The organism is Paraburkholderia dipogonis (genome assembly GCF_042680985.1).
GTDB lineage: Bacteria > Pseudomonadota > Gammaproteobacteria > Burkholderiales > Burkholderiaceae > Paraburkholderia > Paraburkholderia phytofirmans.
The window spans coordinates 69,995-94,642 of the sequence record NZ_JBHUFR010000045.1; the positions used below are offsets into that span (position 1 = coordinate 69,995).

Genomic DNA, 24,648 nt, shown 5'->3' on the forward strand with positions numbered 1-24,648 from the left:
TAAGTAAATAAGTTGTACTATGTATAGAAAATTTGGATATTTTGTCGGAAATCTCATTATCGGCTAGCCATGTCGCCGTGCTACCGAGCGAATCCTGTCCAATGCGCCTTCGTGCTGCAACAGGATAGCTACCAGGATCAGTCCACCAGATATCATCGTGCGCCAACCTTGTGCAAGTCCCAGCGAGGTAATGACCATGTCGAATATCGTCAAAAGGACCGCTCCTCCAATTGTTCCCACGAATGTTCCTCTCCCTCCCAGAATTGAGGATCCGCCTATGACAACGGCAGCAATAGAGGGCAGCAGATAAGGATCTCCCATGCGCAGCGTTGCACCGTTGGAGTAGCCAACGAGCATCATCCCGGCGAAGCCCGCGAGTGCGGCGGACAGCGCATACGTGAGAACCGTTATGGCGTTGATACGGATTCCGGCGATTCTTGCGGCTGTTGGGTTGCTGCCTAAGGCGTAGAGGCGTTGCCCTAACGAAGTGCTCGATTGAGTGAAGGCAGCGATTCCACAGAAGACGATGACAAAGATGTTCACAAGAGGAAGTCCTGCGACACGTCCCGACATGAGGGTGATGAGTGATTCTGGAGCAGCACCGCTCGGCGTCCCCCCGGTAGCGCCGAGACACAGGCTGTAGACGATGATTCCGGACGCCAGTGTCATAATGAAGGCGGGAATGCGAAACACCGTTATTCCGAGCCCATTGATGCCCCCGATGGCCGCGCAGACCGTCAGGACAACCGGAATTTGCCACCATACACCCGTCGATGAGAGCGTGCTCATCCATGCGGCCGTCAGCACGCCGCCGAGTGTGATCACCGAAGGAATCGAAAGATCGAGACCCCCGATAAGTACAGTCAATCCCTGTCCATAAGAAACCACGATCAGAAATGAGGCAAGGGTGAGAATCGTCTGGAGTTGGCGGAGGCTACCGAACTCGGGATTTATCAATCGCGATAGAGAAAGAGAAACGGCGCACACAACGAATATGCCAATAGCGCTGACGGTTTCGCGCCGGACTTTGACGACACCGCGCTTGTCTTCGCCACGTACCATGCTTGCACCGATTCCTGTCGGCTGAGCGTCGGGGCTCACTTTCGAGTTAATCATGACCGTGGCTCCTACGTGCAAAGTACGTAATGAGATTGACAAAGATCACCGCTGCGATCATGACAAAGCCTTGGAAAAGTCCGATGTAGAACGACTGGACCCCTGACGAGAAAAGCACTTTCTGGAGCAGCATTAACGTGGCCGCACCAATCATGCTTCCGTACAGGCCGCCTTGCCCGCCTGAGAATGCGGTGCCGCCGAGAGCAACTGACGCGAAGACGAGCAACATGAGCGTCGCGCCTGCGTTCGGATCACCAGACGCTGTCTGTGCCGAGAGCATGAAGCCCGCCAGACCGTAGAGCGCACCCGCAAAAACGAACGCGATGCATTTTGTCCGCTTGACGTTGATTCCGGAAAGTGCGGCCGCTGTCTCATCCTTTCCGACCGCGTAAAGCGCGACACCAGTATTCGTCCGACGGAAAATCGCCCAAAGCAAGGCGACACCAATCGCGACAAGGCCAGCAGCCGGTACAACACCCCAAAGATTGTTCGTGAGCGTGTCGCTTACCCAATCAGAAACGCCGCCGCCGGGGGCATCCAGAACAACGAGCGCAAGACCACGGGTGAGAATCATCACTGCCAGCGTGACGGCGATTGACTGCAAGCCACCGTAGGCAACCAGTATCCCGTTGCACAAGCCTACCGCAGCTCCGATGCTCATGGCGATGAGTATGCTAATAAGTGCACCGCCGGCCCCGTCTAGCGGATGTGTTGCCAGCACAACATTTACAAGCGACAGGACGCCTGCAACGGATAGATCGAATCCACCAAGAAGAATGACGAAGGTCGCGCCAGCTGCTGCAATCGCAAGCGGAATCGTGTTATTGACGAGATCGCTAAAAGCAGAGACTGTGAGTGCTCCGGTCTCGATGCGCGAATACACCGCATATAGGATGAAGTAGAGGATTACGACCGTACTGACGCCATTGGTCAATACATCGCGTGAAAATGAGAATCTCCGGGTGTTGATCGTGCTCATGCGGCGCTCCTGACTCTGTCGTCGCCGATGTGGCCAGTCGCGGCCGCTACGATGCGGCGCTCTTCGATTTCATTACCATCGAGTCGGGCGACAATGCGACCGTCATAAACGACGAGGCACTCGTCGCAAAGTTGAACAATTTCCGATAGTTCTGAGGAGTAAAGCAGCACGGCGCCTCCGGACTTGGCGTAACTCTGGATCGCCTCGTAGATAGCCTGCTTCGTACCGACGTCGACGCCACGGGTCGGATCGAAGAGGAGGAGTGTTCTGGCACCCGTGCTGAGGACGCGGGCAAGTAGCGCCTTTTGTTGGTTGCCACCAGACAGGTCGCCGATTTGAAAATTGAAGTACCGGTCTGCAAGGTCAACACGTTTCGCCACGTCGCGCATGAGCTTCTGCCCCTGGGAGCGGCGTACCACGCCGAGACGGGAAACCTTACCCATCGCGCCCAGAGTAACGTTGCATTGCACCGAAAGGGTGGGGAAAATGCCTTGTGTCTTCCGTTCTTCCGGCAACAGCGACACGCCGATACCCGCCTTCAGGACTTGGGCCGGCGACCTCACCCGCACGGGCCTGCCGTCGATGCGGATGTCTCCCGACTTGATCGACGCAAGGCCGAAAAGCGCATGGAACAGATCGCTCTGGCCTTGGCCATCCAGTCCCGCGACACCGACAATGCCACCGACTGGCACCCGGAAAGAGGCCCCTTTGATCTTGCCAGCATAAAGGTCTGTCACCTGAAGGCGCGCCGGACCTACCTGCTTCGAAGTGGATGAGTCGCGCGAAAACGCGGCTAGACTGTTACCTACCATCATCTCGAAGATGGCGGCATCATCCGTTTTTCCAAGTTCTGTGGTCGCAATGCTACGTCCGCTTCTTAGCACGGTGCCTCGTGCACATAGCTCCCGGATCTCGTTGAGGCGATGCGAAATATAGAGGACTGAAGTACCGCGCGCAGTTTCGGCACGGATAAGGGAAAATAGCCAGTCTGTCGACGATAGAACCGCCGTAGGCTCGTCGAGAATCAGCAACTTCGGGCGTTTGCTCATTGCGCGGACGATTTCTAACCGCTGTCGGTCGGCGAGTGTGAGTTGCGACACGAGTGCCCGTGGATTCAGTTCGAGCCCATACTTTGCGAGTATGGTTGCGGTTTTTTCTTCGTTGTCGCGTTTTGAAATCAAACGCAACGGTCGTTTTCTAAGCTCGGGAAGCGATAAATTTTCGGTGACTGTTAGGTTTGGAAGCAAACTCAACTCTTGGAACGCTGTCGCCACACCCTGTTCGCGGGCTTCCAGAATTGAATGCGGTGTATAGGGGCTTCCCGCCAGCGCTGCAGCTCCGGCATCAGGCTGCACGACTCCACTCAGAATCTTGACGAGCGTTGATTTGCCTGCTCCATTTTCGCCGAGTAGTGCGTGCACCTCGCCCGGAAAGATTTCAAAACTCACGCTTCCAAGTGCGACGGTCGGCCCGTAGCATTTCTGCAGGTCCGTCACATTCAGCGTAGGAACCATCACCTCAGCTTCTATCACTGTCATCTCCATCGATGCGAGGCAAGTTCGCCTCTATTGTCGTCAAGCTGCAACGCAGCCTCTTTGGGGCAGTTCCGTAGTCAATCCCAGCTTATCTGCGCTCACTGACGGCGAACCAGCGATTCAGCATTGACCGTTTGTAACGAGTTTTCGAACGTTTCTGGTGAGGCGAGGCTCGGTATTCGTCGTGGCCTGTGCGATACCCAACCAACCGGTGCGTGCGTTTCATGTTTGTAACCAGTTTAAGGACAATCACTACCTCATTTGCGCGCTCAATCTGATCGAAAAATTGAGACGACACTAAAATACAGAGGACTACATATCTGAAGATGTTCGATGATGTTTTTTGATGTTGCTGCTCCTGAAAAAGCAATAGTCCAGACTGCCAAGAATGAATGGGTGGTATCGATCGGCGAATGTTATTTATCGATCGACCACTTAAGTGTATGCCCCTGATTCAACTTGAATCAAGCTTGTCAATCTCAGGAGTTACCCTGAACTGTCAATCAGGTCTTCCTGGCGGGAAGGTCGACGGTGTAATCACGTCGCCGTCATAGACATGAGGTTCATCACGTGCGTTCGAATCATCCGTTAGATTGATGCAACGCCGCATGACGTTCGGCAGACTGATCAGTGTCCCCTATCTCCGTGCGCGTATTCGATCAACCATGCGTCTGCGCCTTGTGGAGATTGGCTCACAACCACTGCGACAGGACGGATTCTCGCCGGTCGACATGTTGATGTGCGAAACGGCAAACGGACATTGAAGGATCGCATGCGATCCGAGTAGAAAGGGTAAACACCAACGCAGCGATGATGCTCATCATCGTCGGTCTTGTCTATAATTGATCGAGCGATCAATGATCGTGGGATAAATAAGGTTCGACCATATCCTTTCTCTCGGGCTGCACACCGCTGCCCTGATTGCATAAACCTTGCTGGACACAGGAGGAGCCAAATGGCCAAGATGAAGGCAACAGTTTTTATTGAACCGGGTCGGATCGCGCTGGAGGAGAAGCCAATTCCGGATATCGGGCCGACTGACGCACTGATCCGCATCACGACGACGACGATCTGCGGAACGGACATTCACATTCTCAAGGGCGAGTACCCGGTCGAGCAGGGGCTGACCTTGGGCCACGAGCCAATCGGGATCATCGAGAAGCTCGGTTCGCAGGTCAAGGGTTACGAGGAGGGGCAGCGTGTCTTATGCGCGGCTGTCACCCCGTGCGGCGTATGTTCGTCGTGTCTGATGGGATTTCACTCGCAATGCGGGAGCAAATCGTCGACGGGCTGGAAAATCGCTGGCGGCTGGAAAATCGGTAACTACCTTGATGGTTGCCAGGCGGAGTATTTCGTGGTGCCCGACGCACAGGCGAACCTGACGGTCATCCCGGACACTCTTACTGACGAGGACGTGCTGTTGATCCCTGACATCGTTAGCACCGGTTTCTCAGCTGCGGAATCGGGCGGGGTGAAGATTGGGGATGTTGTCGTGGTCGTGGCGCAAGGTCCGATCGGATTGTGTGCCACAGCTGGGGCCAAATTGCTGGGTGCGGGGCTCATTATCGCGGTGGACCCCGTGGAAGAGCGCCTTGAGAAGGCGAAGACGATGGGCGCCGACGTGGTGCTGAATCCGACCAAGGTCGATGTGGTTGCAGAGGTTCTGAAGCTGACGCAGGGGGTCGGCGCCGACGTTGCCCTTGAGTGCCTGGGACGGGACGAAACCATCGGGACGTGTGTGAATGTCACGCGACCCGGCGGGACGATTTCAAGCGTTGGTATCTACTCGAAGAGCATCCCGATTCCTCTGGACGGGTTTGGTGCAGGTCTGGCGAACAAGCGCATCGTGACGTCGACCTGCCCGGGTGGGAAGGAGCGGATGCGTCGCCTGCTGAACGTGACGGCGAGCAAGCGCATCAAGCTTGATCACCTTGTGACACATACCTACGCGCTCGATGACGTGGTTGCAGCATATGAACTGTTCGGACACCAGCGTGATGGAGTGGTCAAGCTCGCCCTGAAACCCTGAGTATCTGGGTTCACCGCTCGATACGATGTGTCGAGCGGCCTAGGGGCGTTTCAGGTAGCTCTCCCAGAGCATAGGTCCGGTGACTGTCGAGCGTCAAGGCGCAGAGCGGTGCGGTCCTCACTGAATGTCATTAAGAGAGTGCGTCGAGGTCATTGTTGAACAACTAACTACCGGAATCAAGCGTCTCTCAGATCGATAGCTGGGAACCCATGGCGCTGGAAACAAACGTGTGTCTCGATGAATCTGTTCTACGCGAAAAGGAACGCATTCCAATGAAGCTGTTCAATCCTTTCGAACTTGGCGGTCTGACACTATCCAACCGTATAGTGATGGCGCCGCTGACACGGGCACGGGCAGGTGAACATGACGAGCCAACTGATTCGATGGCGCGCTACTACGCGCAGCGTGCGAGTGCCGGACTGATCGTCTCGGAAGCAATCAACATTACGACGCGGTCCCAATCCTTCCAATCGTCCCCTGGCCTGCACACGGATGAGCAGACGGAGGGCTGGAGGAAGGTTGTTGCCAAGGTGCACGAAGCCGGTGGTCGAATCGTGGCCCAACTCTGGCACACTGGACGTGCAAGTTCGTTTGCGCTCTTGCATGGCGAGGCGCCGGTGGCACCTTCGGCGGTCAACGACGACCTTCACATGCTGCACGTGTGGGCTCGTTTGCAGAACGGGTCGTATACGCGAATTCTGGCGACACCATCGCGAGCATTTACGACGGAAGAGGTCCGTGAAGCGGTGCGTGAGTACGGGAGAGGCGCTAAGAATGCGCGCGCTGCAGGGTTCGACGGTGTTGAGATTCATGCGGCTAACGGATATCTCATTCATCAATTCCTATCGGGGACAACGAACCAGCGTACTGACGAATATGGTGGTTCGGTCGAAGCGCGGTCGCTGTTCCTCCGGCAAGTCGTCGAGCAGGTTAGGGAAATCTTTCCAATTGGCCAGATCGGTGTGCGTATTTCTCCGTTTGCGGACTACAACAATGTTCGCGATCCCAATCCCTTCGAGACATACCGCTATGTATCGCAGATGCTTCAGGAACTGGGTGTAGGGTATGTACACGTCGCGGATACCAATGGATGGTTCGATCGTCCCGACCTTCCTGAACTTCTTGATATTGTGCGGCCGGCGTACAAGGGGACCATCATCGTCAATGGCGGAATCGACGGGGAAAAAGCTCGGCGACTCGTCGAGGACGGGCAGACTGACCTTGTTGCGTTTGGTCGTGCGTTCATTTCAAATCCCGATCTGGTCCGACGACTGAAGGAAGGGCTGCCGTTATCGACGCCGGTAACAGTGCCGGAAGACTGGTGGGGCGGTTCCGACAAGGGATACATCGACTTTCCTGAGTATTCCGAGATCGACGCATCTTAGCGTTTGACGTCGCTTTCATGTCGAGCGGTACGGTCGATGGCCAAAGGGGCGACAGGCTGAAACGATATCGCTGCCGAATCAGAGAGGGCGCTGAGGGCGGCTGCCGATCAGTCAGCTGGATGGACAGGTGAGGGATGCAATAAGGTCAATAAACGCGTTGACCCGTTTGGATCCCCGCTGATTCGGCAGATAAAGTGCGCTAATCACAGACCGAGCGTCGTTGGGAGTGACGTCGTAGTTTTCAAAGAGCTTCAACAGTCTTCCTGACTGGATATCAGCCTCGATGAGCCAGTCAGGTAGAAGTGCGATACCGGCGCCGTCTTTCACTGCTTCAAGGAGCACTTCGGAATTGTTGCATCTCAATGGACCCTTGACGGCTACTTTCGTCTTTCCGTCGGGACAAGAAAATGTCCATACCTGTTGGTTGTTACTATATGAAAAGCGCAGGCAATTGTGATTCGTCAAGTCACCGGGAACATGCGGCGTTCCATGAGCATCGAGATAGTCATGGCTGGCGACAACGTATCGACGGAATATTCCCAGCTGTCGGGCAACGATATCTGAGGTCGGTGCTGCTTCACCAAGTCGAATTGCGACATCTATTCTTTCCGAGACAAGGTCGACCGTTTCGTCGCTCAGTCGCATGTCCAGATCCAGCTTGGGATACTGCGAGAGGAATGTCGTGATGTGTGGCGCAATCCGGCGAGATCCATACACGACCGGTACCGAAACGCGCAGCGGTCCGGAGGGCTCGTCGCCGCGATCAGACACCAATGAATCTGCGTCGGCCAGATCTTCAAGCAGTTTTTTCGCCCGGACGTAGTACAGCGCACCCGCATCAGAGAGCGTCACCTGACGCGTTGTCCGGTTCAGAAGTGCCGTGCCCAACGATTCCTCGAGGGCATCTACGGATCGAACGACCGAGGATGCTGCCAACTCGAGGCGCCTCGCAGCGCTGGAGAATCCACCGGCCTCGGATACCTCGACGAACGCCCGGATCGCAGAGAGTTTGTCCATGTCTTTGCCCTTGTTGCAATGAAGCGTTGCGTCGAACACGCATTCTGCGGTTTCCTGCCATAGCATATCCTATTGACTCGCGGACACATACGGAGAAACACGCGCGACTACATAAGCCGTAGATCTTTCAAGTTATCATTCGATTAATAGTGACGGACCACGGGAAATTTACGATAGTCTTCCAGGAGGTTGTGAAATGGGCAAAAGCGTGAAAACAGTCGATACCAACAGGATTCCGTGGGAAATGATCGATGTGCCGGAGTTGAATGCCCGGATACCACAGAAGACCTGCGTTGTGGACGAAGATACCGGTATGGCAGTCATGAAACTCTGCTACAAGTCGGGCTTTACCAACGTCTCACACTGGCACAACTGTGCGCACGGCATGTACGTGCTGGATGGAATCCTGGTGACAGATGCGGGCGCGTTCGGACCAGGGAGTTTTATCTGGTTTCCCGAAGGAACCACAATGAGCCATGGCGCGCAGGCGGACAACGATGTGACGTTCCTGTTCATCACGAACAAGCCTTTCGACATTCACTACACGCATCTTGAGGGCGGCCCCCCGCAGAAGTAGGTCTTCACGAGTTCTGCCTCGCCTGTGCTTCTACACATACCGAGGCACGGGCGCAAGTATGTGAGGGCAACGCTCAATCGTGCGAGCCCGGTTTTGCACAGCATGCTCATCCGGATGCATGCGCGACGGTTTTCCCCACTGTTCCCTACTGAAAACTCCCCGCGAGCCAGATGGGACTCTGTCGTCACATTACGTTTCGTGGCTTTAAGTGCTGCTGCGGTGTTTCTTTCAACGCCATGCGTGAGTGCGCGGCCCCTTCGCGAACTCCTCGCAACGTGAATGGTTGAGAATGGCACATCGGCTGTCAAGCAATACCCATTATTCTATTTCCCATGCTTTTGCCCCATTCGGTAATCGCGAGTCCGTCTTGGACTTGACCTTCTTGCCAGTTAGCAAGCGAGGCCGTGATATCGCGTTGTCCATGAAGTGTACTTGCCAAAGTTATCGCATTCGTTGCCGCTTGAGCGGTGCTGCCTGCAGTGTGTGGACGGGGTATGAAGGCCGCGTCACCCGTCAGTACAACGCGGCCGAACACCATGCGCGGAACCTGGAGATCCTGGATTACCTGCACGAAGATTTCATCCGTGTTATCGATCAACGCATGGAACTCGGGATTTGCGCGCTGTGCAGCCATGCTTCTAAACCATGTTTCTTGCGCGGGCGCGAGCTCTCCGGGTGGAACTGAGTGCGTGCGTCGCTTGCCAGTCCTGTCGGTCAGAGCCGCATCGAGGTCGTCCCCGACCGCCGACTTCAGATACCAAAGCCAGTTGTACCGGCGACACCCGACTTCAGTCGATCCGTCCTCACCCGGAACCATGTATTGCAACATCAACGCTCCCTCGTCCTGCTGAAATACAAAATTTTCGTACAGGTTCGGAACCGTTGACGGGGACAGGCCGCTTTCTTCAACCAGGCCTCGCCATACCGTATAGCCAGCGTAGCGGGGCGAGATAGTCGGCAGCATCAGTTCACGAACCGTAGAGTTCCCGCCATCCGCCCCAATCAGCAGGTCCCCGTGAGCACTGGTTCCATCTGCAAAGATGGCGGTGACGCCATGCCGGTCCTGTTCGATTGCGACCAGTTTTGCACCGCGATGGTATTGCTCATCGGGAAAATTATGACGTAGCGCGCCATACAGCTTGTTCCATGACGTTTGTGTTTGTGGCATGTACTGATTGCTCAGCACTGTCCCGTCGCGATCGAGGTAGATCCTGTCGTGAGATCGAACGCCGAGATTTCCTGTGCGTGGCACACCCGCAAAGCGGAACGCCTGCAAAACGGCACCCTGCAGAACGATTCCGCCACCCCGACTGTCCAAAGCCGACAGCGAGCGTTCATACACTTCGGCATCCCAGCCGATGGCTCGCATGGCGTTAGCGGCAAACAGGCCGCCGAGAGAGCCGCCGATTACGATGGCTTTGGGTCGGCGCGAGGCCGGAAGGATGATTTGTGACAGTGTGCCGGCGCCCGTGATGCGTTCCGATTTCGTGAACACCTTGGCTGAGGATTCGTTGGTTTCCATGGATTGCTCCTCGATAGCGTCCGTGAGTGCTGTTCACGGCATAAAGATGCGATGAGGCAAGGTTAAGGGCGATAGGTGAGTCCGGGAAGGGACCGCACTCGCAACGGAGCATTGCGTGCCACGCAGCCTTGCGCTAGCCAACGTGTCAGCGTCGACCGAAATCTGCCCCGCCCTCCGTCGCACTTCACATGCGTTGTGGCCTTGCATGCGACGCAATGGACAGTTGCGCGTCGATGCTATTTGAAGAGCGTTCCCCCGCCTCTAATCTATGGTCATCGAAACCAACAAGGAGTGAATCATGGGACGACCTATCGTTAAGGTCACATCCGATTTCATTTGTCCATGGTGCTGGATTGGTCACAGAAATCTGAAGTCTGCGCTAGCGCAGGTTGACGCTGGGCATCAGCCTGAAATTGCCTACGTACCGTTTGAACTCAACCCGTCGCTTCAGCCGCGTGGGGTGGACCGCAAGGAATATCGGACCACGAAATTCGGCAGCTGGAATCGCTCGCTGCTCATGGACGCGGACGTGACGGCCGCAGGAAAAGCGGTCGGGGCCGAGTTCAACTACGAGAAGGTAACGGTTACACCGAACACACTGCTTGCTCACCGACTCATGGTGTTTGCGCAGCGCAAGGGTGACGCGAAAGGAGCGGAGGCGTTGTTCGAAGGGATTTTCGCGGCTTATTTTTCGCGCGGCGAAAACATCGGGCTTGTCGATGTTCTGGTCGAGGTAGCTATCGGAGTCGGATTCGATGGTGGCGAAGTGAGAGTATTTCTTCTGAGTGACGAGGGCAAGGCGGAAGTTGTGGCCAAGGAGATGGATGCCCAACAGGATGGTGTTCGAGGCGTGCCCTCATTCATCATCGGCCAGTCGCGGATACAAGGTGCCCAGCCGCCAAGTGTTCTGAAAGATGCGATTAGCAGCGAGGCTCGGAAAGCAGAGCCTGATAGTGCAAATGGTATCGAAGCTAATGGCTGTGAGAATGGTTCGTGCCAGCTTATTGGGTAAGTGCCCGCCCTAGAACGTGTTATCTGGAGAACTGAGATGGGAAACGATGTGAAGTTGCACTATGTCTATGATCCGTTTTGCGGATGGTGCTACGGACTCGCGCCTTTGTTGACGGTCGCTAACGAAATGGACGGCATCAAGGTGGTTCCTCACTCGGGCGGAATGCTCGCCGGAGAACGGGCTCAATTGATGTCTTGCGGCTGGCGAGCGTTCGTGCGGCCACATGAACAGCGGATTGCGGCGTTGAGTGGTCAAAAGTTCGGGCAGAACTATACGGACAAGACTCAGTTTGATTACAGCGTGTTGCTCGATTCAGGCCCTCCAACTGCGGCCATGATTGCTGCGGAGGAGGTAGCTGGTGCTGGCCTGTCAATGCTGAAGCAGCTGCAAGTCGCATACTACGTTGACGGGCGTCCGATTGCGACGCGTGACGAGATTGTCCGCAGCGCTGAGGAACTTGGGCTCGATGTGATCGAATTCGGCGAAGCACTTGATCGCGCAAGCGCAAAGCTTGACGGGCACTTCTTCGACACACGGGTGTTGCTGGAAAAGCTTGGCGGTCAAGGTTATCCGTTGCTGGCGATCGAGAAAGACGGTGTTCTTCGCAGGCTTCATCTCGGTCGTCTTTTCGGCAAACCGGAAGTGTTTAAGGAGTCGCTACGAAAAGAGCTTGTTTCGGGTGACGTCGAATAAAACGATTCGGTCAGTGGTTTGCATCGCATCGAGGCAGTCTGACGTAGCTGCAGCGTAAGAGACCGGCATTGCCGGTCTCTTACGACATATCTACCGTTCGTCGCGCTACGGGCTTTGATTAAGCCGGCATCAGCCGATGCTGATCCAGCCGGGAAAGTATTCCATCTGTGAGATTCGCCAGGCACCTTGCTCATCCTGTAACGCCTGAATGCGATAGTGCGCGCCGTAAAGCAGCTTTCCGTCGGGCGTCTGTGTCTGTCCGGGCATGATCCGGCCGAGTACAAGCGTCGCGCTCTTCCGGTCAGGGTGGATGTCCACCTGAAGTGGTTCACCATAGTGTTTCATCCAGGGCCAAGGCATGCGAAATGCCTTGAGCGTGGCTACGAGCTCGCGACGACCCTTCATGCGTCCCATCGGTGTGAGTTCAGTTTCCACGTCTTCACTAAAGCATTCGCCGAACAGCGCGAAGTCGGCCTGATCCAGTGCCCATGCATAGCGATACCACGCTTCGGCAATGGCATCTTCGCCGCTGATTGGGAGATCGGAGATAGGAACACGATGCCAGGGCGCATCCAGTTCGCTGACGACGACGGATGGCGGGTCACCGGGTTTCCAGGCCCTATCCATCGTTGGCAACTTCCAACTCGCGAGTACGTCCGCATCGCCCCGAACCCAGTTGAGCTGGAACCGAACTTCACATATGCGAAACCGGTCGGCCAGCTTTTCGAATGAGAGGATCAACAGACCGCCGAATGAAACTGACTGTTTCTCTGTGGCGCCGGAGGCCTTGTGCGCTTCGCCATAGACATATGCGCCGACCATCCGCTCGTGCCCGTTAGCACGCGACACGCGATTGGACGAGGAAATTTTCACGGACTGGAAGTCTGCGAATTCGCTGCGCAGCAAGGCGAGAACCTCATCTCGCCTCTGCGCGTTTCCCCGATGGCTGCTCGACAACTGGACGATATCAGCAAACAGGTCTGCCGCCGGTCCAGATGGTCGGCCCGCCCACGTATCGCAGAAGGCGGCTAGAAGTTCGAGGAGGTGATGACGGGAACTCATGGTGTTGATTCTGGTTGGGACGTCAGGCCTTCGCATACCTTCCATTCCTCGGAAGGTCGTGGCTGCCCGTAAGTCGCGGCTATGAACAGGAGCAAATAGTACGGGGAAGACTGTGGAACAGCCTTCCCCTGTGAGGGGACGACAACGCACCATTGCGCGAACGACGCAAGCACGCCGACAGCTTGCGCAGTCACCAATGCAAACAGCGTGTGGAGCGCGTTCCGACGTTCTACGACCATGAACGAACTGATTGGGGAAAGAGGGGACCGGGTGAAGGGCGCTCAGACAGATTTATCTTCGTCGAGGAATCAATAAAACTATGCTCATCGAAAATTCCTGCTTCTACTAGCAATGACTGCCTCAACCACCTTGATGCCGCAGACTCGGAGTGCCGCACCGTCGATCGCACGGGTTCCACCGCATGAGCCGCCGACCGAATCGACGAGACCCCATGCCAGCCTACAGAAACACCTTGGCTTTAAACGTCTGTTTCAACCCGGTGCACTAACCATCGGGCTGATCCTGCCTCTGGAAACACATCGGGGACGGCCGGCACCGACGATGCAAGGTCACATGCAGATGGCCCAACGCGCTGAAGCGCTGGGTTTCGGCGCGCTGTGGATGCGTGATGTGCCCTTCTATGATCCGAAATATGGTGATGTCGCTCAGGTATTCGAGCCGATGGTCTACATCGCATACCTTGCCGCAGCGACCCGTAGCATCGCCTTGGGCACTACCGGTATCGTGCTGCCGACGCGCGAGCCAATGTACCTGGCCAAGCAAGCTACTTCGCTTGACCAGCTCAGCGGTGGACGCCTGTTGCTTGGCATGTCCTCGGGTGATCGCTATAGCGACTACCCGATGCTCGGCATTGACTTTGAATCCCGAGGGGAGCGCTTCCGTGATGCCTTCTCGGTGTTCCGCACCCTGACGGAGGAGAGTTTTCCGAACTTCCAGTCTTCGCGATTCGGCGGATCGGCAGGTACCCTGGACTTGGTGCCCAAGGCTCGGTTCGGGAGGGTTCCCGCCATTGCCGTGGGCCAGGCGCAGCAGAGCATCGAGTGGCTTGCGCACAACCTGGACGGATTTTTGTCAGTAGCACCTAATCCGGATCAGCTGGTTGACCTCGGGGAGGAGTGGCGTGAACAGGTGCGCATTGCCGCCGGCGCTAATGCGTACAAACCGTTGGGATTGGGCGGCTATCTTGACCTGAGGGAAGATCCCGATGTGCCATTTCAGCGCATCCCGGGTGGATTTCGCGCGGGTCGCAACGGATTGCGCGACTACCTTGAGGTCGCACAGTCTGCGGGCGTCTCGCACATAGCGCTTAACCCGAAGGTCAGCCGTCAGCCGTATGCCGAGATCCTGGACGAGCTTGGCGAATACGTGCTGCCGCATTTCCCCTCGCACGTCTAGATTCGCATGGGCTGACCTTTGGTACCGCGTTTGTTGTCGGAGAACATCTATGCCATCCCTCTTTGATTCCTACGATCTGTCCGGCTTGCGTCTGTCCAATCGTGTCGTCATGGCGCCAATGACACGTGCGCGTGCGATTGACACCATCCCGCAGGAACACGCGGCCGTCTACTACGCACAGCGCGCAGGTGCCGGTCTGATCATCACCGAAAGCACCCAGGTCTCGTCCCAGGGACGAGGATATCTGTGCACGCCCGGCATTCACACTCCTGAGCAGATCGCGGGCTGGAAGCGGACTACCGATGCCGTCCACCGTGCTGGGGGCCGAATTTTCGTACAGCTTTGGCATGTCGGTCGAGTCTCGCACACGTCGTTGCAGGAATTTGGGCAAGCCCCTGTGTCTGCGGTCGCTGTGCGCGCAGCAGGCACGATGGTTCAGGCTTATGACGCAGAAGGGAAACCGGCGCAGGTGGGGGCGAGCGAGCCGGTGGCGTTGGAGATTGCTGGTATCCAGCGTGTCGTCGCCGATTTCCTCGGCGCTGCGCGTAACGCGATGTCTGCAGGATTCGATGGCGTCGAAATCCATGCTGGAAACGGATACCTGTTCGAGCAGTTTATCAACGGTGGCCTTAACACACGCGATGATCGGTATGGCGGCGCGTCAATAGACAACCGCCTGCGTCTGCTGCTGGAAACCGTCGATGCGGTCGCGGAAGCGATTGGCAAAGAGCGTGTAGGCGTGCGTGTGTCACCCTTTGCACGGTTGAGCGATTTGCACGCGTTCAGCGGCGAAGAGGATACGTGGCTCGCCCTCGCCGAGGCGCTTTCGAAACGGGGGCTGGCATACATCCATGCGAGTCATCTGGGGACACCTGAGTTCCAACAGGCGTTCCGCGAAGCTTATCGAGGCACGCTGATTATGGCAGGCGGATTCACTGCGGAAACTGCCCAACAGGCCCTCGAGGACGGCCAGATTGACCTGGCTGTGTTCGGCCGTCCGTTTATCGCAAATCCTGATCTCGTCGAACGCATGCGTCACAGCTGGCCATTGGCTGAAGCAGAGCGCGAGGCCTTCTACGGTGTCGGGACGCACGGGTACATTGACTATCCCCCTATCTGACGAACGTGTGGCGGCGTAGCTCATTTTTCGAGTCCAGGCGCAAACGGCCGTGCTTGGAGTGCTCGCGCTAGGCATTCGGGTGGATTTGCTTCGCGCAGCCTACATATCAATCAACGGAGTATTCATGACTGGCTTGTCTGTACTGGATCTGGTGATGATCGGGCAGGACAAAAATTTTGCCGAGGCAGTGGAAGAGTTGCGACAATTGGCGCGGCATGTCGAGAAGCATGGATTCCGGCGCTACTGGGTGGCTGAACATCATGACATGCCTGGCATAGGCTCCGCCGCCACCTCCTTGATCATCAGCGAGATCGCCTCGGTTACGTCGACTCTGCGCGTCGGTTCCGGAGGCATCATGTTGCCCAACCACTCTCCGCTGATTGTTGCCGAGCAGTTTGGGACGCTGGATAGTCTGTATCCGGGGCGTATCGATCTCGGGGTGGGGCGCGCGCCGGGCAGCGGCGGTCCGACTGTTCGGGCATTAAGGCGGGGCGCTCCAGAACGCGACTTCGCGCAGGACGTCGTGGAAGTCATGGACTATCTGGCCGACAACGGCAAGCAGCCCGTGCGTGCGATTCCTGGTCCGCACAACGTGCCATTATGGATACTGGGTTCAAGCATGTACGGCGCCGAGCTCGCGGCAGCACTGGGACTGCCATACGCGTTCGCCTCTCATTTTGCTCCGCGCTTCCTGCACCAGGCCATCGCTCACTATCGCAAGAACTTTCGCCCGTCGAAGCAGCTTTCAGAACCGTATGTCATGGTAGGCGTGAACATTTTCGCGGCCGATACGAATGAGGAGGCCGAATACCTGGCAAGCTCGCATCGGAAGTGGATGCTGGACCTTCATGTGGGAAGCGTGAGCGAATTGCCCAAGCCGGTGGACGGCTACGTTCAGGGACTGCCGGACCAAGAGCGTGCCGTCTTGAATCAGGTTATGGCCTGCACGGTCGCCGGCGACAAGGCGAAGGTTGGCGCCTGGATTCGCGACATCGTTGCTCTGACAGAGGCTGATGAGCTGATGATTGATTGCCGTATTTACGATCCGCAGGCGCGGCTTCGGTCGCACCAGTATGCTGCGGAGTCCATGGAGGAACTCCTTGAGCTATAGCGTCGCATCAGGCGACTCCATATGCCATGCGAAGCGTAGTACCCACGGATGCTAGGCGCGACGCTGCCGGGGCGTAGCAGTCTTTCGGGGCGCGACTGTCTGGTTCAGCTTCTTCAGGGCGGCGGGCGTGCCATTGAGGAAAGCATCTATCTGCCTTTCCACGTGAGCATCCAGGTCTCTGGGAACGGGCAACCCGTACACCCATTTACGCATGCCGATGTAGAAGATACTGGCGTGCAGGCTCCAAATGAGCTCGAGCTCTGCTTCCTGAGCGGCGGCGGAGGTCGGTGTCGGCAGCTTGTAGGTTTCGCGGATCTCATTCATCACAGGGCGGAAGACACGCTCGCGCAGCTTGTCCAGATAGCGCGTATTGATGCCCTCCCGTGTCAATCCCGCAAAGATGAACGTGCGAATCCACTCCCGGCGCAGGATGACGTGCGAATATGCTGTATAGAGCGTGCACAGTCGCTCCTGCAGAGGAATGCTGCGGTCAGCGATTAATTTCTCCCATGCCGGATCCCATTGATAGACCTCGTTGTACACGCGGTCGATAAGTGCTTCTTTGCTTGGAAAGTAGCGGTAGAGAAGGGGTTGGGTCACACCAATCTGCTTTGCGAGTTCGCGCGTACTTCCGGAGAAGCCGTGTGTTGCAAAATGGTCGATTGCCTTGTCGACGATTTGCTGTTCCCGCTCTTCAGGTGCCAAGCGGCGGCCGGTGGTGACAGTCAACGACGGTACCACCTGGTTCTCGCTGGTTGACGAGGCTGACGACAATTCGATGGGTTTCTGCCGTGGCATGTAGTGTCTCTTATTGAATGACTGATCATTAAGCCAGAATATAACAGCGACGGACCTCAGGCGACGCAAAGCGGCTGGTCGGGACGGCGATGGCAGGGTAAACACTGAGATATGACCTGCGCCTTGTGTGGGACGTCTCGAAGCGACAATTTATCAGACGATTATTGATCGATGTCGACGACAATATGTGTCGTTTGACCGGTCGAGAGTCGTTTGGCGATCGCTCAGCGTTGAATTGTGGTGGGGCGGTCGACTGGGTGCTGGAATCACTATCGCGGTGGACCTGGAGGAAGAGCACCTTGAGAAGACGACGACGATGGGCGACGGCGTGATAGTGAATCCGGAGAAGGTTGATGTGGTTGCGGAGCTCCTGAAATTGACGCGGGGAGTCGCGGCATACGAGCTATTCGGATACCAGCATGACGAAATGGTCAACTTTGCCTGAAACCAAATTTGCAGTTTGATTTGCCCGCGCGGCTTTTTGGCGCAGGCCGAGCATGTATTTGCAAGTTCGCAGGTCCGCTGGACAGGTGCCCTTGATAGCGAAACAATGCGCACTGACGTTCCCAGTTCGGGAACGAGTGAATAGACTCTTAAGGACCAATTCAACAATGGAGTCAAACCGTCTTGGTGATATCACCGCCTTTGTCGCTGCTGTCAAGACTGGTAGCTTTACGGCGGGAGCCAACGCCATCGGATTAACCCGATCGGCTGTAGGAAAGAGTATTGGAAGGCTTGAGGCGCAGCTTGGCGTGCGCCTTCTCAACCGCACTACGAGACAGCTCAGCCTGACCGATGACGGCAGGATTGTCTTTGAACGATGTCGTCAGATTCTCGATGATCTCGACGATATGGAAGCCGCGATTGCAACACGTCGGGGTACGCCTAGCGGAACGCTTAAACTGACCGCGCCCATTTCGTTTGGGCAGCGTCACGTATTGCCCATCGTTGATGAGTATCTAAAGCAATGGCCGGATCTACGGGCCAATATCTGGTTCACAGACCGGTTCGTGGACTTGATTGAAGAGGGCTTCGATGTCGCTATCCGAGTTGGGGAGCCTCAAGACGATTCGCAAATCATGACACGAACCATCGCGTCGCAGCAGTTCATTACGTGTGCGTCGCCGGAATATCTGGAGAGAAGAGGGATTCCGGAGGGACCTCAAGACCTGGCTGAACACGATACAATCGTCTTCCTCAGTGCCGGGCGCCCTCGTCCTTGGCACTTCGAGACTCCGGCGGGGCAATATTTGCATGAAGCACCGGGCCGGCTGAACATCGACAGTTCGGAAGCTATGCGGCAGTCTGCGCTTGCCGGCTTCGGGCTGGTGAACCTGCCCACCTACATTCTTGGTGCTGACGTCCAGGAGGGCTCCCTTGTGGAGGTCATGAAGGCGTATCGTCAGAAGCCCGATCCGATTCGCGTGACTTACCCAACGAAACGCCATCTGTCACCACGCACGCGCGGGTTCATCGACTTGCTGGTCGAACGCTGGGAGCAAGGCGTGCCTTGGGAGCCGCTGGCCGAATCGAGCAAGTGAGTTTCGGCGCGGCGCTGGCTCGCGGCGGCGTGACCCTCACACGTAGATACCAGTCATTGGGTCCGCTGCGGACCTAGTGCCGGGCTCGAAGTCCCCTTTTTCACGGGTAGAAAAACCTCCAAACTGTCGCCACTTCAGCAATAAGGCTGGATAGATAGCACCCCTTCGCTGGCAGTAGATGGCACACAATCGACTTTTAAATGATCGTTCGATCAATAAAGACCGTTTGGGTCTATCAGATCTGTCGTTGCGGAGGAATAGGTGGCTCACATTTTCATGAGGATTTAGAGATGAAAACGCTATTTGATTCTTTCAATCTTGGCGATCTGACGTTGCCTAACCGCATCGTCATGGCGCCGTTGACCCGCGCTCGTGCTGACGAAAACGACGTCCCGACGGACCTTATGTCTCGCTATTACGTTCAGCGTGCCAGTGCCGGGTTCATCATTTCCGAAGCGATTAACATTACACGCCGGTCTCAATCGTTTGAGCGCTCGCCAGGTCTGTACAGCGATGAGCAGACCGCTGGATGGCGCAAGGTTGTATCGAATGTGCATGAGGCGGGTGGCCGTATCGTTGCGCAACTCTGGCATACGGGCCGTGCGAGTTCGTTTGCGTTGCTGAAGGGCGAGGCACCCGTTTCTCCTTCCGGTGTCAATGATGACCTTCATACCCTGCACGTTTGGGGGCAAATGCAGAACGGCGTCTACACGAAGATTCACGCGACGCCCTCAAAGGGGTTGACGGCCGAAGAGGTTCGCGAAACGGTGATGGAGTATCGGAAAGGCGCGGAGAATGCACGAGCGGCAGGTTTCGATGGGGTGGAAATCCACGCGGCGAACGGCTATCTGATCCATCAATTTCTCTCGCCGACGATCAATCAGCGGACTGACGAGTACGGCGGGTCGATTGAGAACAGGGCTCGCTTTCTGCGCGAAATCATCCTGCAGGTTGCTGAAGTAATGCCGCTGGAGCGTATTGGGGTACGCATTTCCCCATTCGCGGACTACAACAACGTTCGCGATCCGAAACCCGTCGAAACGTACAAATATGTCGCGGCAATGCTGCAGGAGTTGGGAGTGGGTTATCTGCACGTGGCAGATACCAACGGCTGGTTCGATCGCCCAGATCTGCCTGAATTGCTCTTGATCGTTCGACCGGCATACAGTGGCACGCTGATCGTCAACGGGGGGATTGACGGTGAAAAGGCCGCACAGCTGGTCAAGGACGGGCTGACAGATCTGGTCGCATTCGGCCGTGCCTTCATCGCGAATCCAGACCTCGTACGACGTCTGGAAAAGGGACTGCCGGTCTCTATGCCGACGCCGAACGACTGGTACGGTGGCTCGGAAAAGGGCTATACGGATTTCCCAGAGCATGAGGCCGGGGTCGCGTAATCTGGAGATGGGAACATCATCCGGGCGACGGATGGTGTGATCAAATCCCGGGACAATCGTTAACATGCCCGCCACGCGGCTCCAACGTTCGGCCGTGTGGCGACTGGCCGACAGATCGCTGCTTGGATCGTGGTGGATGATGGACAAACTTCAGGCGATGCAAATCTTCGTCAGGGTCGCGGACGTGAACAGCTTTTCGAAGGCCGCCGATACGTTGCAGCTTGCCCGCTCAGCTGTTACGCGCGCTGTTCAGGAACTGGAGGAGTACGTTGGCGTGCGTCTGATCAACCGGACGACACGTAGACTGCATCTAACCGAGGAGGGCTGCCAGTATTACGAGTCTGTGACCAGAATCCTCAACGCTGTCGAAGAAAGCGAATCAGTACACAAACAGGGCGTCGCGAATCCAAAGGGTACACTCCGGATAGATGTCCAGACTTCAATCGCGAAGTGCCTCATTGTCCCGAACCTGCATGAATTTCAGGGCCTATATCCGGGAATCGAGTTGACTATCCGTACCGGCGATCGCATCGTCGACCTGGTTGAGGAAGGTGTCGATTGCGCACTTCGTGTCGGACCATTGAGTGATTCAGCAATGGTCGCGAGAAAAGTCGGCGCCTTTCACCGCATCACCGTCGCTTCGCCCACATATCTTGAGCGCCTCGGGCAGCCAGAGTCGGTTCACGACCTCAACAGTCACAGGGTCGTGCATTACGCAGCGGGCATTGGTTCGCGGCCCCCGACATTTGACTTCCTGACGGAGTCAGGTCCTACGAGTGTGCGCATGATGAGCAGCATACAGGTCAACGATTCAGACACGTACATCGCGCTTGCCAAGGCTGGTTTTGGTCTGATTCAGCCGGCTATTTTTTCTGTCGCCGACGCACTGGAAGCAGGTGAACTGATTGAAGTCCTACCTCAGAGCCCCGTCCCCGAGAAAGCCGTTTCGCTCGTGTACCCTCATCGCGAAAAAATGGCGCCAAAGTTGCGTGCATTCATCTCATGGACTACCGCGTTGTTCGAACGTTCATCGTCTGCTCTACATGCCAACGCGACCATCGTTAAACAGAAAAGTCGGGTGCCCGTGAAACCGACTTCGATCGGTGCCGTAAGCACACCAACGTTCATGGTATCGGCGTCACCCGGCGGGCGCGCCAGTTCAGAAACCGGACACTCTCACGCCAATGACCTCTTGGGGTGTTCGAACCGTGCACGTGTCGTTTCGAAAGTGTCGTCGATGCATGCATATTCCCTTGGGTGCGCTTTTTTCGAAGACACATCAAGTGGTGCGCGCTCCGACTTTATGTCTCTGGTGGGTACCGGTGGGCGCTGCGAAACCCATATTCCATAAGGCTTTTGCACCAAATACGAGTCAACTGGCACGCTTGTCGCTTTAGTCGTAGAAACGTCAGATGAGACAATGATGATCCCAGTCGATACGCTCCCCATCCTAGAAAAATCGTGCGGACTCGAACTCCTAAAGGGAGTGCGGGTACTCGACCTGAGTACCTCGGTTGCCGGACCCTATGGAACCCAGCTTCTTGCCGACCTTGGGGCAGAAGTGACAAAAGTTGAACGGGTCGGCGTAGGCGATGACACTCGCGCATGGGGGCCGCCGTTTCTGGATGGTGAATCGCTGTGGTATCTCAGCATGAATCGCAACAAGGAGAGCGTGACGCTTGACATTGGTCAGCCCGAGGGTAAGAGCATTCTCGCTGACTTGCTGAAGTCGGCCGACGTTCTGGTATTGAATATGGTTCACGACGTGCAGCTCAAACTAGGCCTCGATGCCGAAACGCTGAGGCCGCGCTATCCGTCGTTGATCCATGTTTCACTTACCGGATTTGGCCTGAAAGGGCCGAGAGCAAACCTGCCGTGTTATGACCTGATTGCAGAAGGATATTCGGGCGTAATGGACCTGACTGGGGAGAAAGAATCGGGTCCCCAGAAGGTCGGTACTCCGGCGGCGGACCTGCTGGCTGGTCAGGACGTTGCGCTGGCAACTGTAGCGGCATTATTTCAACGGCAGAAAACCGGCATCGGAAAGACCATTGATATTTCCATGCTGGGAAGCATGGTTCGCTTCATGTCACCGCGCATCGTTCCTTATCTGGGCTCGGGCGAGCAGATTTCTCGCTCTGGTGGTCGCGACTCCGTAATTGCAATCTATCAGGTATTCGACACCGCAGATTCCCCCATAACGCTCGGATTGGGCAACGATGCTATATGGCGACGGTTCTGGTCCGCAGTTGGCCAACCCGAGTACGGCGCGTGTTCGACCTTCGAAAACAACGCGGGACGACGAAACCAGCGTGAGCCTATCGTGACAAGAATATCGGAATTGCTCATCACCCGGCCGCGAGCAGAATGGCTTGCTATTTTCAACGAATATCGGATTCCTTCGGGACCGATCAACCGCATCGATGAAGTTGTACGGGATCACCAGCTGCTTTCTGAAGGGATGTTTTATGCCGTTGGGCATCCCGAAAACAGGGTTCCACAAGTTGGCCTCGGCATCCACTTCGATGGCAAGAGCGCGGCACATCGTCGCGCACCGCCTCGGTTGGGCGAAGACACCGACCGCGTGCTTCGTGAACGGATCGGTATGTCTGACGCGTGCATAGCCGGACTGAAGGAGCGCGAAATCATATAAGAAAGCAAGCCAGCCTCTTGTTCTGGCAGCGGATACGTAATTTTGTAGTACGAAATAATTGAATAAAGATAGTGAAAGCGAATTTCGTCGAGCGAGGTTGGATAATCCCGTCTCCTCCTTGGCGAGCCTACAAGAATTCACCGCAATCGATTTGAAGGCTCTCTCTGTTGCAAGCGCGCGGAATGGAGCTTAAGAAAGGTCGATGACGGACTCCGTTTCCGGCTTCTGGAACGGAGATGAACACTAGAAAATATTGGAGACGAGAATGGAATCTGTGCGTGTCACGCATGTTGGAGGGTTGGAAGCGGAGAAGTCGATTGACGATAAACGAAAGAACGCGATCAAGGGTGCCGTGTTTTCCGAGTTTATCGACATGTTCGATATTTATCTTCCGGTTATTATCCTCGCCCCGGTACAGTCGTTTTTCTTGCCCGCAGGGGTATCCGGTGGACATCAGGCGATTCTGGAATCACTCGTGTTTATCACGACTCTGCTCGGGCGCCCTATCGGAGCGCTGCTGTTCGGACGCATTGCGGATCGCGTGGGGCGTCGTGCGGCCTCGATTCTGTCGGTGAGCGGGTTTGGCGTGGCAACCTTACTGATCGCGCTGATTCCGGGATATGAATCGATCGGGATCGCGTCTTATTGGTTGCTGGTGATACTTCGGTTTGTCGACGGGATCTTTCTCGGAGGTGGATATACGGGCGCGCTACCCCTTGCCATCGAGTACTCGAGAAAGAGTCAACGGGGCCTTGTTGGTGGCCTGATTCTCGCGGGCTTTCCGGCCGCATATGTGGCCATCAACGTGATCGCGAGAATCATGTTTTCGCTATTCCCGGTCGGAGGCCCCCAGTCAGCATACGCTCAATGGGGTTGGCGCATTCCGTTCGTTATCGGCGCGTTGATGGCCGGGCTGCTGGCGCTTTATTACATCCGCAAGGTTACGGAGTCGGAGGTCTGGGCTGGAAAATCGACTGGTAAGCCACAAACATCGTCCGCCGGTCGCCTGACGAGCGGCAAAACCTTTCGGAACCTTGTTCAAGTGCTGCTGATGATGACGGGCTTCTGGCTCACCCAGAACGTCGTGGGTCTGTTCCTTCCGACCGGCATCCTGCTTAAGACCCTGCATCTCACAGCGCTCCAGATGACAACCACGCTCATGATTTCCTATAGCGTGCTCTGTGTCAGTTACATCGGGGCGGGCATGCTGGGCCAGCTCATTGGTCGTCGCACCATGCTTACATCGATTGGTCTTCTAAGTTCAACGGTCGGCGCCTTCCTTCTCTACACGCTGATTGAGGCAGTCAACTGGAGCTTGCCGTTCATCGTGCTGACGGTATGCGGCCTTGCAATTACAGTAAGTTCCGCATGGGCTGTGATCGTCACATATATCAACGAGCGTTTTGCAACAGGTGTGCGCGCTACGGGTTTTGGCGTCGGGTACAGCCTGTCGGTCATTCTGCCGTCGTTCTATGCGTTTTATATGAACTGGTTGGGCTCAGTAATGCCGCCGCGATTTGCACCTGTCGCGCTTCTGTGCATCGGCGGTGTGATTGCATGCATCGGGGCTCTGATGGGACCCGAGACCAAGGACGTTGACCTTTGATTCCGGTGACGATCGAGGTGCGTTGCATCGCCTGGTTGCCGCGCCTCGAGATACTGGTCCGCTCGCGAAGTGAAGCAAT

At 56.2% G+C, this 24,648-nt stretch carries 21 protein-coding genes; 14 read left to right on the plus strand and 7 right to left on the minus strand.

Going from position 1 to position 24,648, the window contains the following annotated elements; all coding sequences use genetic code 11:
- Nucleotides 1–63: 63 nt before the first annotated feature.
- Genes ACFSNN_RS38975 through ACFSNN_RS38985 form a run of 3 tightly spaced genes read right to left on the minus strand, consistent with a single transcriptional unit; the run spans nt 64 to nt 3,627 of the window.
- The gene (locus tag ACFSNN_RS38975; RefSeq protein WP_134465287.1) at nt 64–1,116 is read right to left on the minus strand and encodes an ABC transporter permease; all 1,053 of its coding nucleotides are present in this window, start codon (nt 1,114–1,116) and stop codon (nt 64–66) included.
- A complete protein-coding gene (locus ACFSNN_RS38980) occupies nt 1,109–2,095 on the minus strand; it encodes an ABC transporter permease (RefSeq protein WP_134465286.1) in 987 nt (328 codons plus the stop codon). The genes ACFSNN_RS38975 and ACFSNN_RS38980 overlap by 8 nt, the downstream gene beginning before the upstream one ends.
- Entirely contained in the window at nt 2,092–3,627 is a 1,536-nt protein-coding gene (locus ACFSNN_RS38985) for a sugar ABC transporter ATP-binding protein (protein WP_244323014.1), read from the minus strand. The genes ACFSNN_RS38980 and ACFSNN_RS38985 overlap by 4 nt, the downstream gene beginning before the upstream one ends.
- A 958-nt stretch (nt 3,628–4,585) precedes the next feature.
- Here ACFSNN_RS38985 and ACFSNN_RS38990 point away from each other — a divergent pair.
- Both ACFSNN_RS38990 and ACFSNN_RS38995 read left to right on the plus strand, forming a co-directional pair.
- A complete protein-coding gene (locus ACFSNN_RS38990) occupies nt 4,586–5,659 on the plus strand; it encodes a zinc-binding dehydrogenase (protein ID WP_134465284.1) in 1,074 nt (357 codons plus the stop codon).
- 272 nt (nt 5,660–5,931) lie between these two features.
- Nucleotides 5,932–7,044, plus strand: a complete 1,113-nt coding sequence (locus ACFSNN_RS38995) for an alkene reductase (RefSeq protein ID WP_134465283.1) — start codon at nt 5,932–5,934, stop codon at nt 7,042–7,044.
- Between the two features lie 111 nt (nt 7,045–7,155).
- Here ACFSNN_RS38995 and ACFSNN_RS39000 read toward each other — a convergent pair whose 3' ends face one another.
- A complete protein-coding gene (locus tag ACFSNN_RS39000) occupies nt 7,156–8,061 on the minus strand; it encodes a LysR family transcriptional regulator (RefSeq protein WP_134465648.1) in 906 nt (301 codons plus the stop codon).
- A 196-nt stretch (nt 8,062–8,257) separates the two neighbouring features.
- Between ACFSNN_RS39000 and ACFSNN_RS39005 the strand changes: the two genes are divergently transcribed.
- Nucleotides 8,258–8,638, plus strand: a complete 381-nt coding sequence (locus tag ACFSNN_RS39005; RefSeq protein WP_134465282.1) for a cupin domain-containing protein — start codon at nt 8,258–8,260, stop codon at nt 8,636–8,638.
- Nucleotides 8,639–8,942: 304 nt separating this feature from the next.
- On the opposite strand, the gene ACFSNN_RS39010 is transcribed toward ACFSNN_RS39005, so the two are convergent.
- A complete protein-coding gene (locus ACFSNN_RS39010; RefSeq protein WP_134465281.1) occupies nt 8,943–10,160 on the minus strand; it encodes an FAD binding domain-containing protein in 1,218 nt (405 codons plus the stop codon).
- 298 nt (nt 10,161–10,458) lie between these two features.
- On the opposite strand from ACFSNN_RS39010, the gene ACFSNN_RS39015 reads away from it, so the two are divergent.
- A complete protein-coding gene (locus ACFSNN_RS39015; RefSeq protein WP_134465280.1) occupies nt 10,459–11,172 on the plus strand; it encodes a DsbA family oxidoreductase in 714 nt (237 codons plus the stop codon).
- A gap of 36 nt (nt 11,173–11,208) precedes the next feature.
- Nucleotides 11,209–11,865 (plus strand): DsbA family protein, encoded by a 657-nt coding sequence (locus ACFSNN_RS39020; protein WP_134465279.1) that lies wholly within the window; start codon nt 11,209–11,211, stop codon nt 11,863–11,865.
- Nucleotides 11,866–11,994: 129 nt separating this feature from the next.
- On the opposite strand, the gene ACFSNN_RS39025 is transcribed toward ACFSNN_RS39020, so the two are convergent.
- Complete coding sequence (locus ACFSNN_RS39025) at nt 11,995–12,927, minus strand: nuclear transport factor 2 family protein (protein ID WP_244323012.1); 933 nt, start codon at nt 12,925–12,927, stop codon at nt 11,995–11,997.
- Between the two features lie 372 nt (nt 12,928–13,299).
- Between ACFSNN_RS39025 and ACFSNN_RS39030 the strand changes: the two genes are divergently transcribed.
- The 3 genes from ACFSNN_RS39030 to ACFSNN_RS39040 all read left to right on the plus strand — a co-directional run bounded on the left by ACFSNN_RS39030 (nt 13,300) and on the right by ACFSNN_RS39040 (nt 16,574).
- Complete coding sequence (locus ACFSNN_RS39030) at nt 13,300–14,343, plus strand: LLM class oxidoreductase (RefSeq protein ID WP_208949627.1); 1,044 nt, start codon at nt 13,300–13,302, stop codon at nt 14,341–14,343.
- Between the two features lie 49 nt (nt 14,344–14,392).
- Nucleotides 14,393–15,463, plus strand: coding sequence for an alkene reductase (locus ACFSNN_RS39035; RefSeq protein WP_134465277.1), 1,071 nt, complete (start codon nt 14,393–14,395; stop codon nt 15,461–15,463).
- 124 nt (nt 15,464–15,587) lie between these two features.
- Nucleotides 15,588–16,574 (plus strand): LLM class flavin-dependent oxidoreductase, encoded by a 987-nt coding sequence (locus tag ACFSNN_RS39040; RefSeq protein ID WP_134465276.1) that lies wholly within the window; start codon nt 15,588–15,590, stop codon nt 16,572–16,574.
- Between the two features lie 51 nt (nt 16,575–16,625).
- Here ACFSNN_RS39040 and ACFSNN_RS39045 read toward each other — a convergent pair whose 3' ends face one another.
- Nucleotides 16,626–17,372 carry a TetR/AcrR family transcriptional regulator gene (locus ACFSNN_RS39045; protein ID WP_134465275.1) on the minus strand — a complete coding sequence of 249 codons (747 nt, stop codon included), beginning with the start codon at nt 17,370–17,372 and terminating at the stop codon, nt 16,626–16,628.
- 127 nt (nt 17,373–17,499) lie between these two features.
- Here ACFSNN_RS39045 and ACFSNN_RS39050 point away from each other — a divergent pair, with 127 nt between their 5' ends.
- The 6 genes from ACFSNN_RS39050 (at nt 17,500) to ACFSNN_RS39075 (ending at nt 24,569) form a co-directional block, all read left to right on the plus strand.
- Nucleotides 17,500–17,817 (plus strand): hypothetical protein, encoded by a 318-nt coding sequence (locus ACFSNN_RS39050; protein ID WP_377747558.1) that lies wholly within the window; start codon nt 17,500–17,502, stop codon nt 17,815–17,817.
- Nucleotides 17,818–17,983: 166 nt separating this feature from the next.
- The gene (locus tag ACFSNN_RS39055) at nt 17,984–18,913 is read left to right on the plus strand and encodes a LysR family transcriptional regulator (protein WP_134465274.1); all 930 of its coding nucleotides are present in this window, start codon (nt 17,984–17,986) and stop codon (nt 18,911–18,913) included.
- Between the two features lie 290 nt (nt 18,914–19,203).
- On the plus strand, nt 19,204–20,310 hold the full coding sequence (locus ACFSNN_RS39060; RefSeq protein WP_134465273.1) for an alkene reductase: 1,107 nt from the start codon (nt 19,204–19,206) through the stop codon (nt 20,308–20,310).
- A 136-nt stretch (nt 20,311–20,446) separates the two neighbouring features.
- Nucleotides 20,447–21,661 carry a LysR family transcriptional regulator gene (locus ACFSNN_RS39065; RefSeq protein WP_166799386.1) on the plus strand — a complete coding sequence of 405 codons (1,215 nt, stop codon included), beginning with the start codon at nt 20,447–20,449 and terminating at the stop codon, nt 21,659–21,661.
- A gap of 69 nt (nt 21,662–21,730) precedes the next feature.
- The gene (locus ACFSNN_RS39070; protein ID WP_341868451.1) at nt 21,731–22,963 is read left to right on the plus strand and encodes a CaiB/BaiF CoA transferase family protein; all 1,233 of its coding nucleotides are present in this window, start codon (nt 21,731–21,733) and stop codon (nt 22,961–22,963) included.
- A 265-nt stretch (nt 22,964–23,228) separates the two neighbouring features.
- On the plus strand, nt 23,229–24,569 hold the full coding sequence (locus ACFSNN_RS39075; RefSeq protein ID WP_134465271.1) for an MFS transporter: 1,341 nt from the start codon (nt 23,229–23,231) through the stop codon (nt 24,567–24,569).
- The last annotated feature ends 79 nt before the right edge of the window (nt 24,570–24,648 follow it).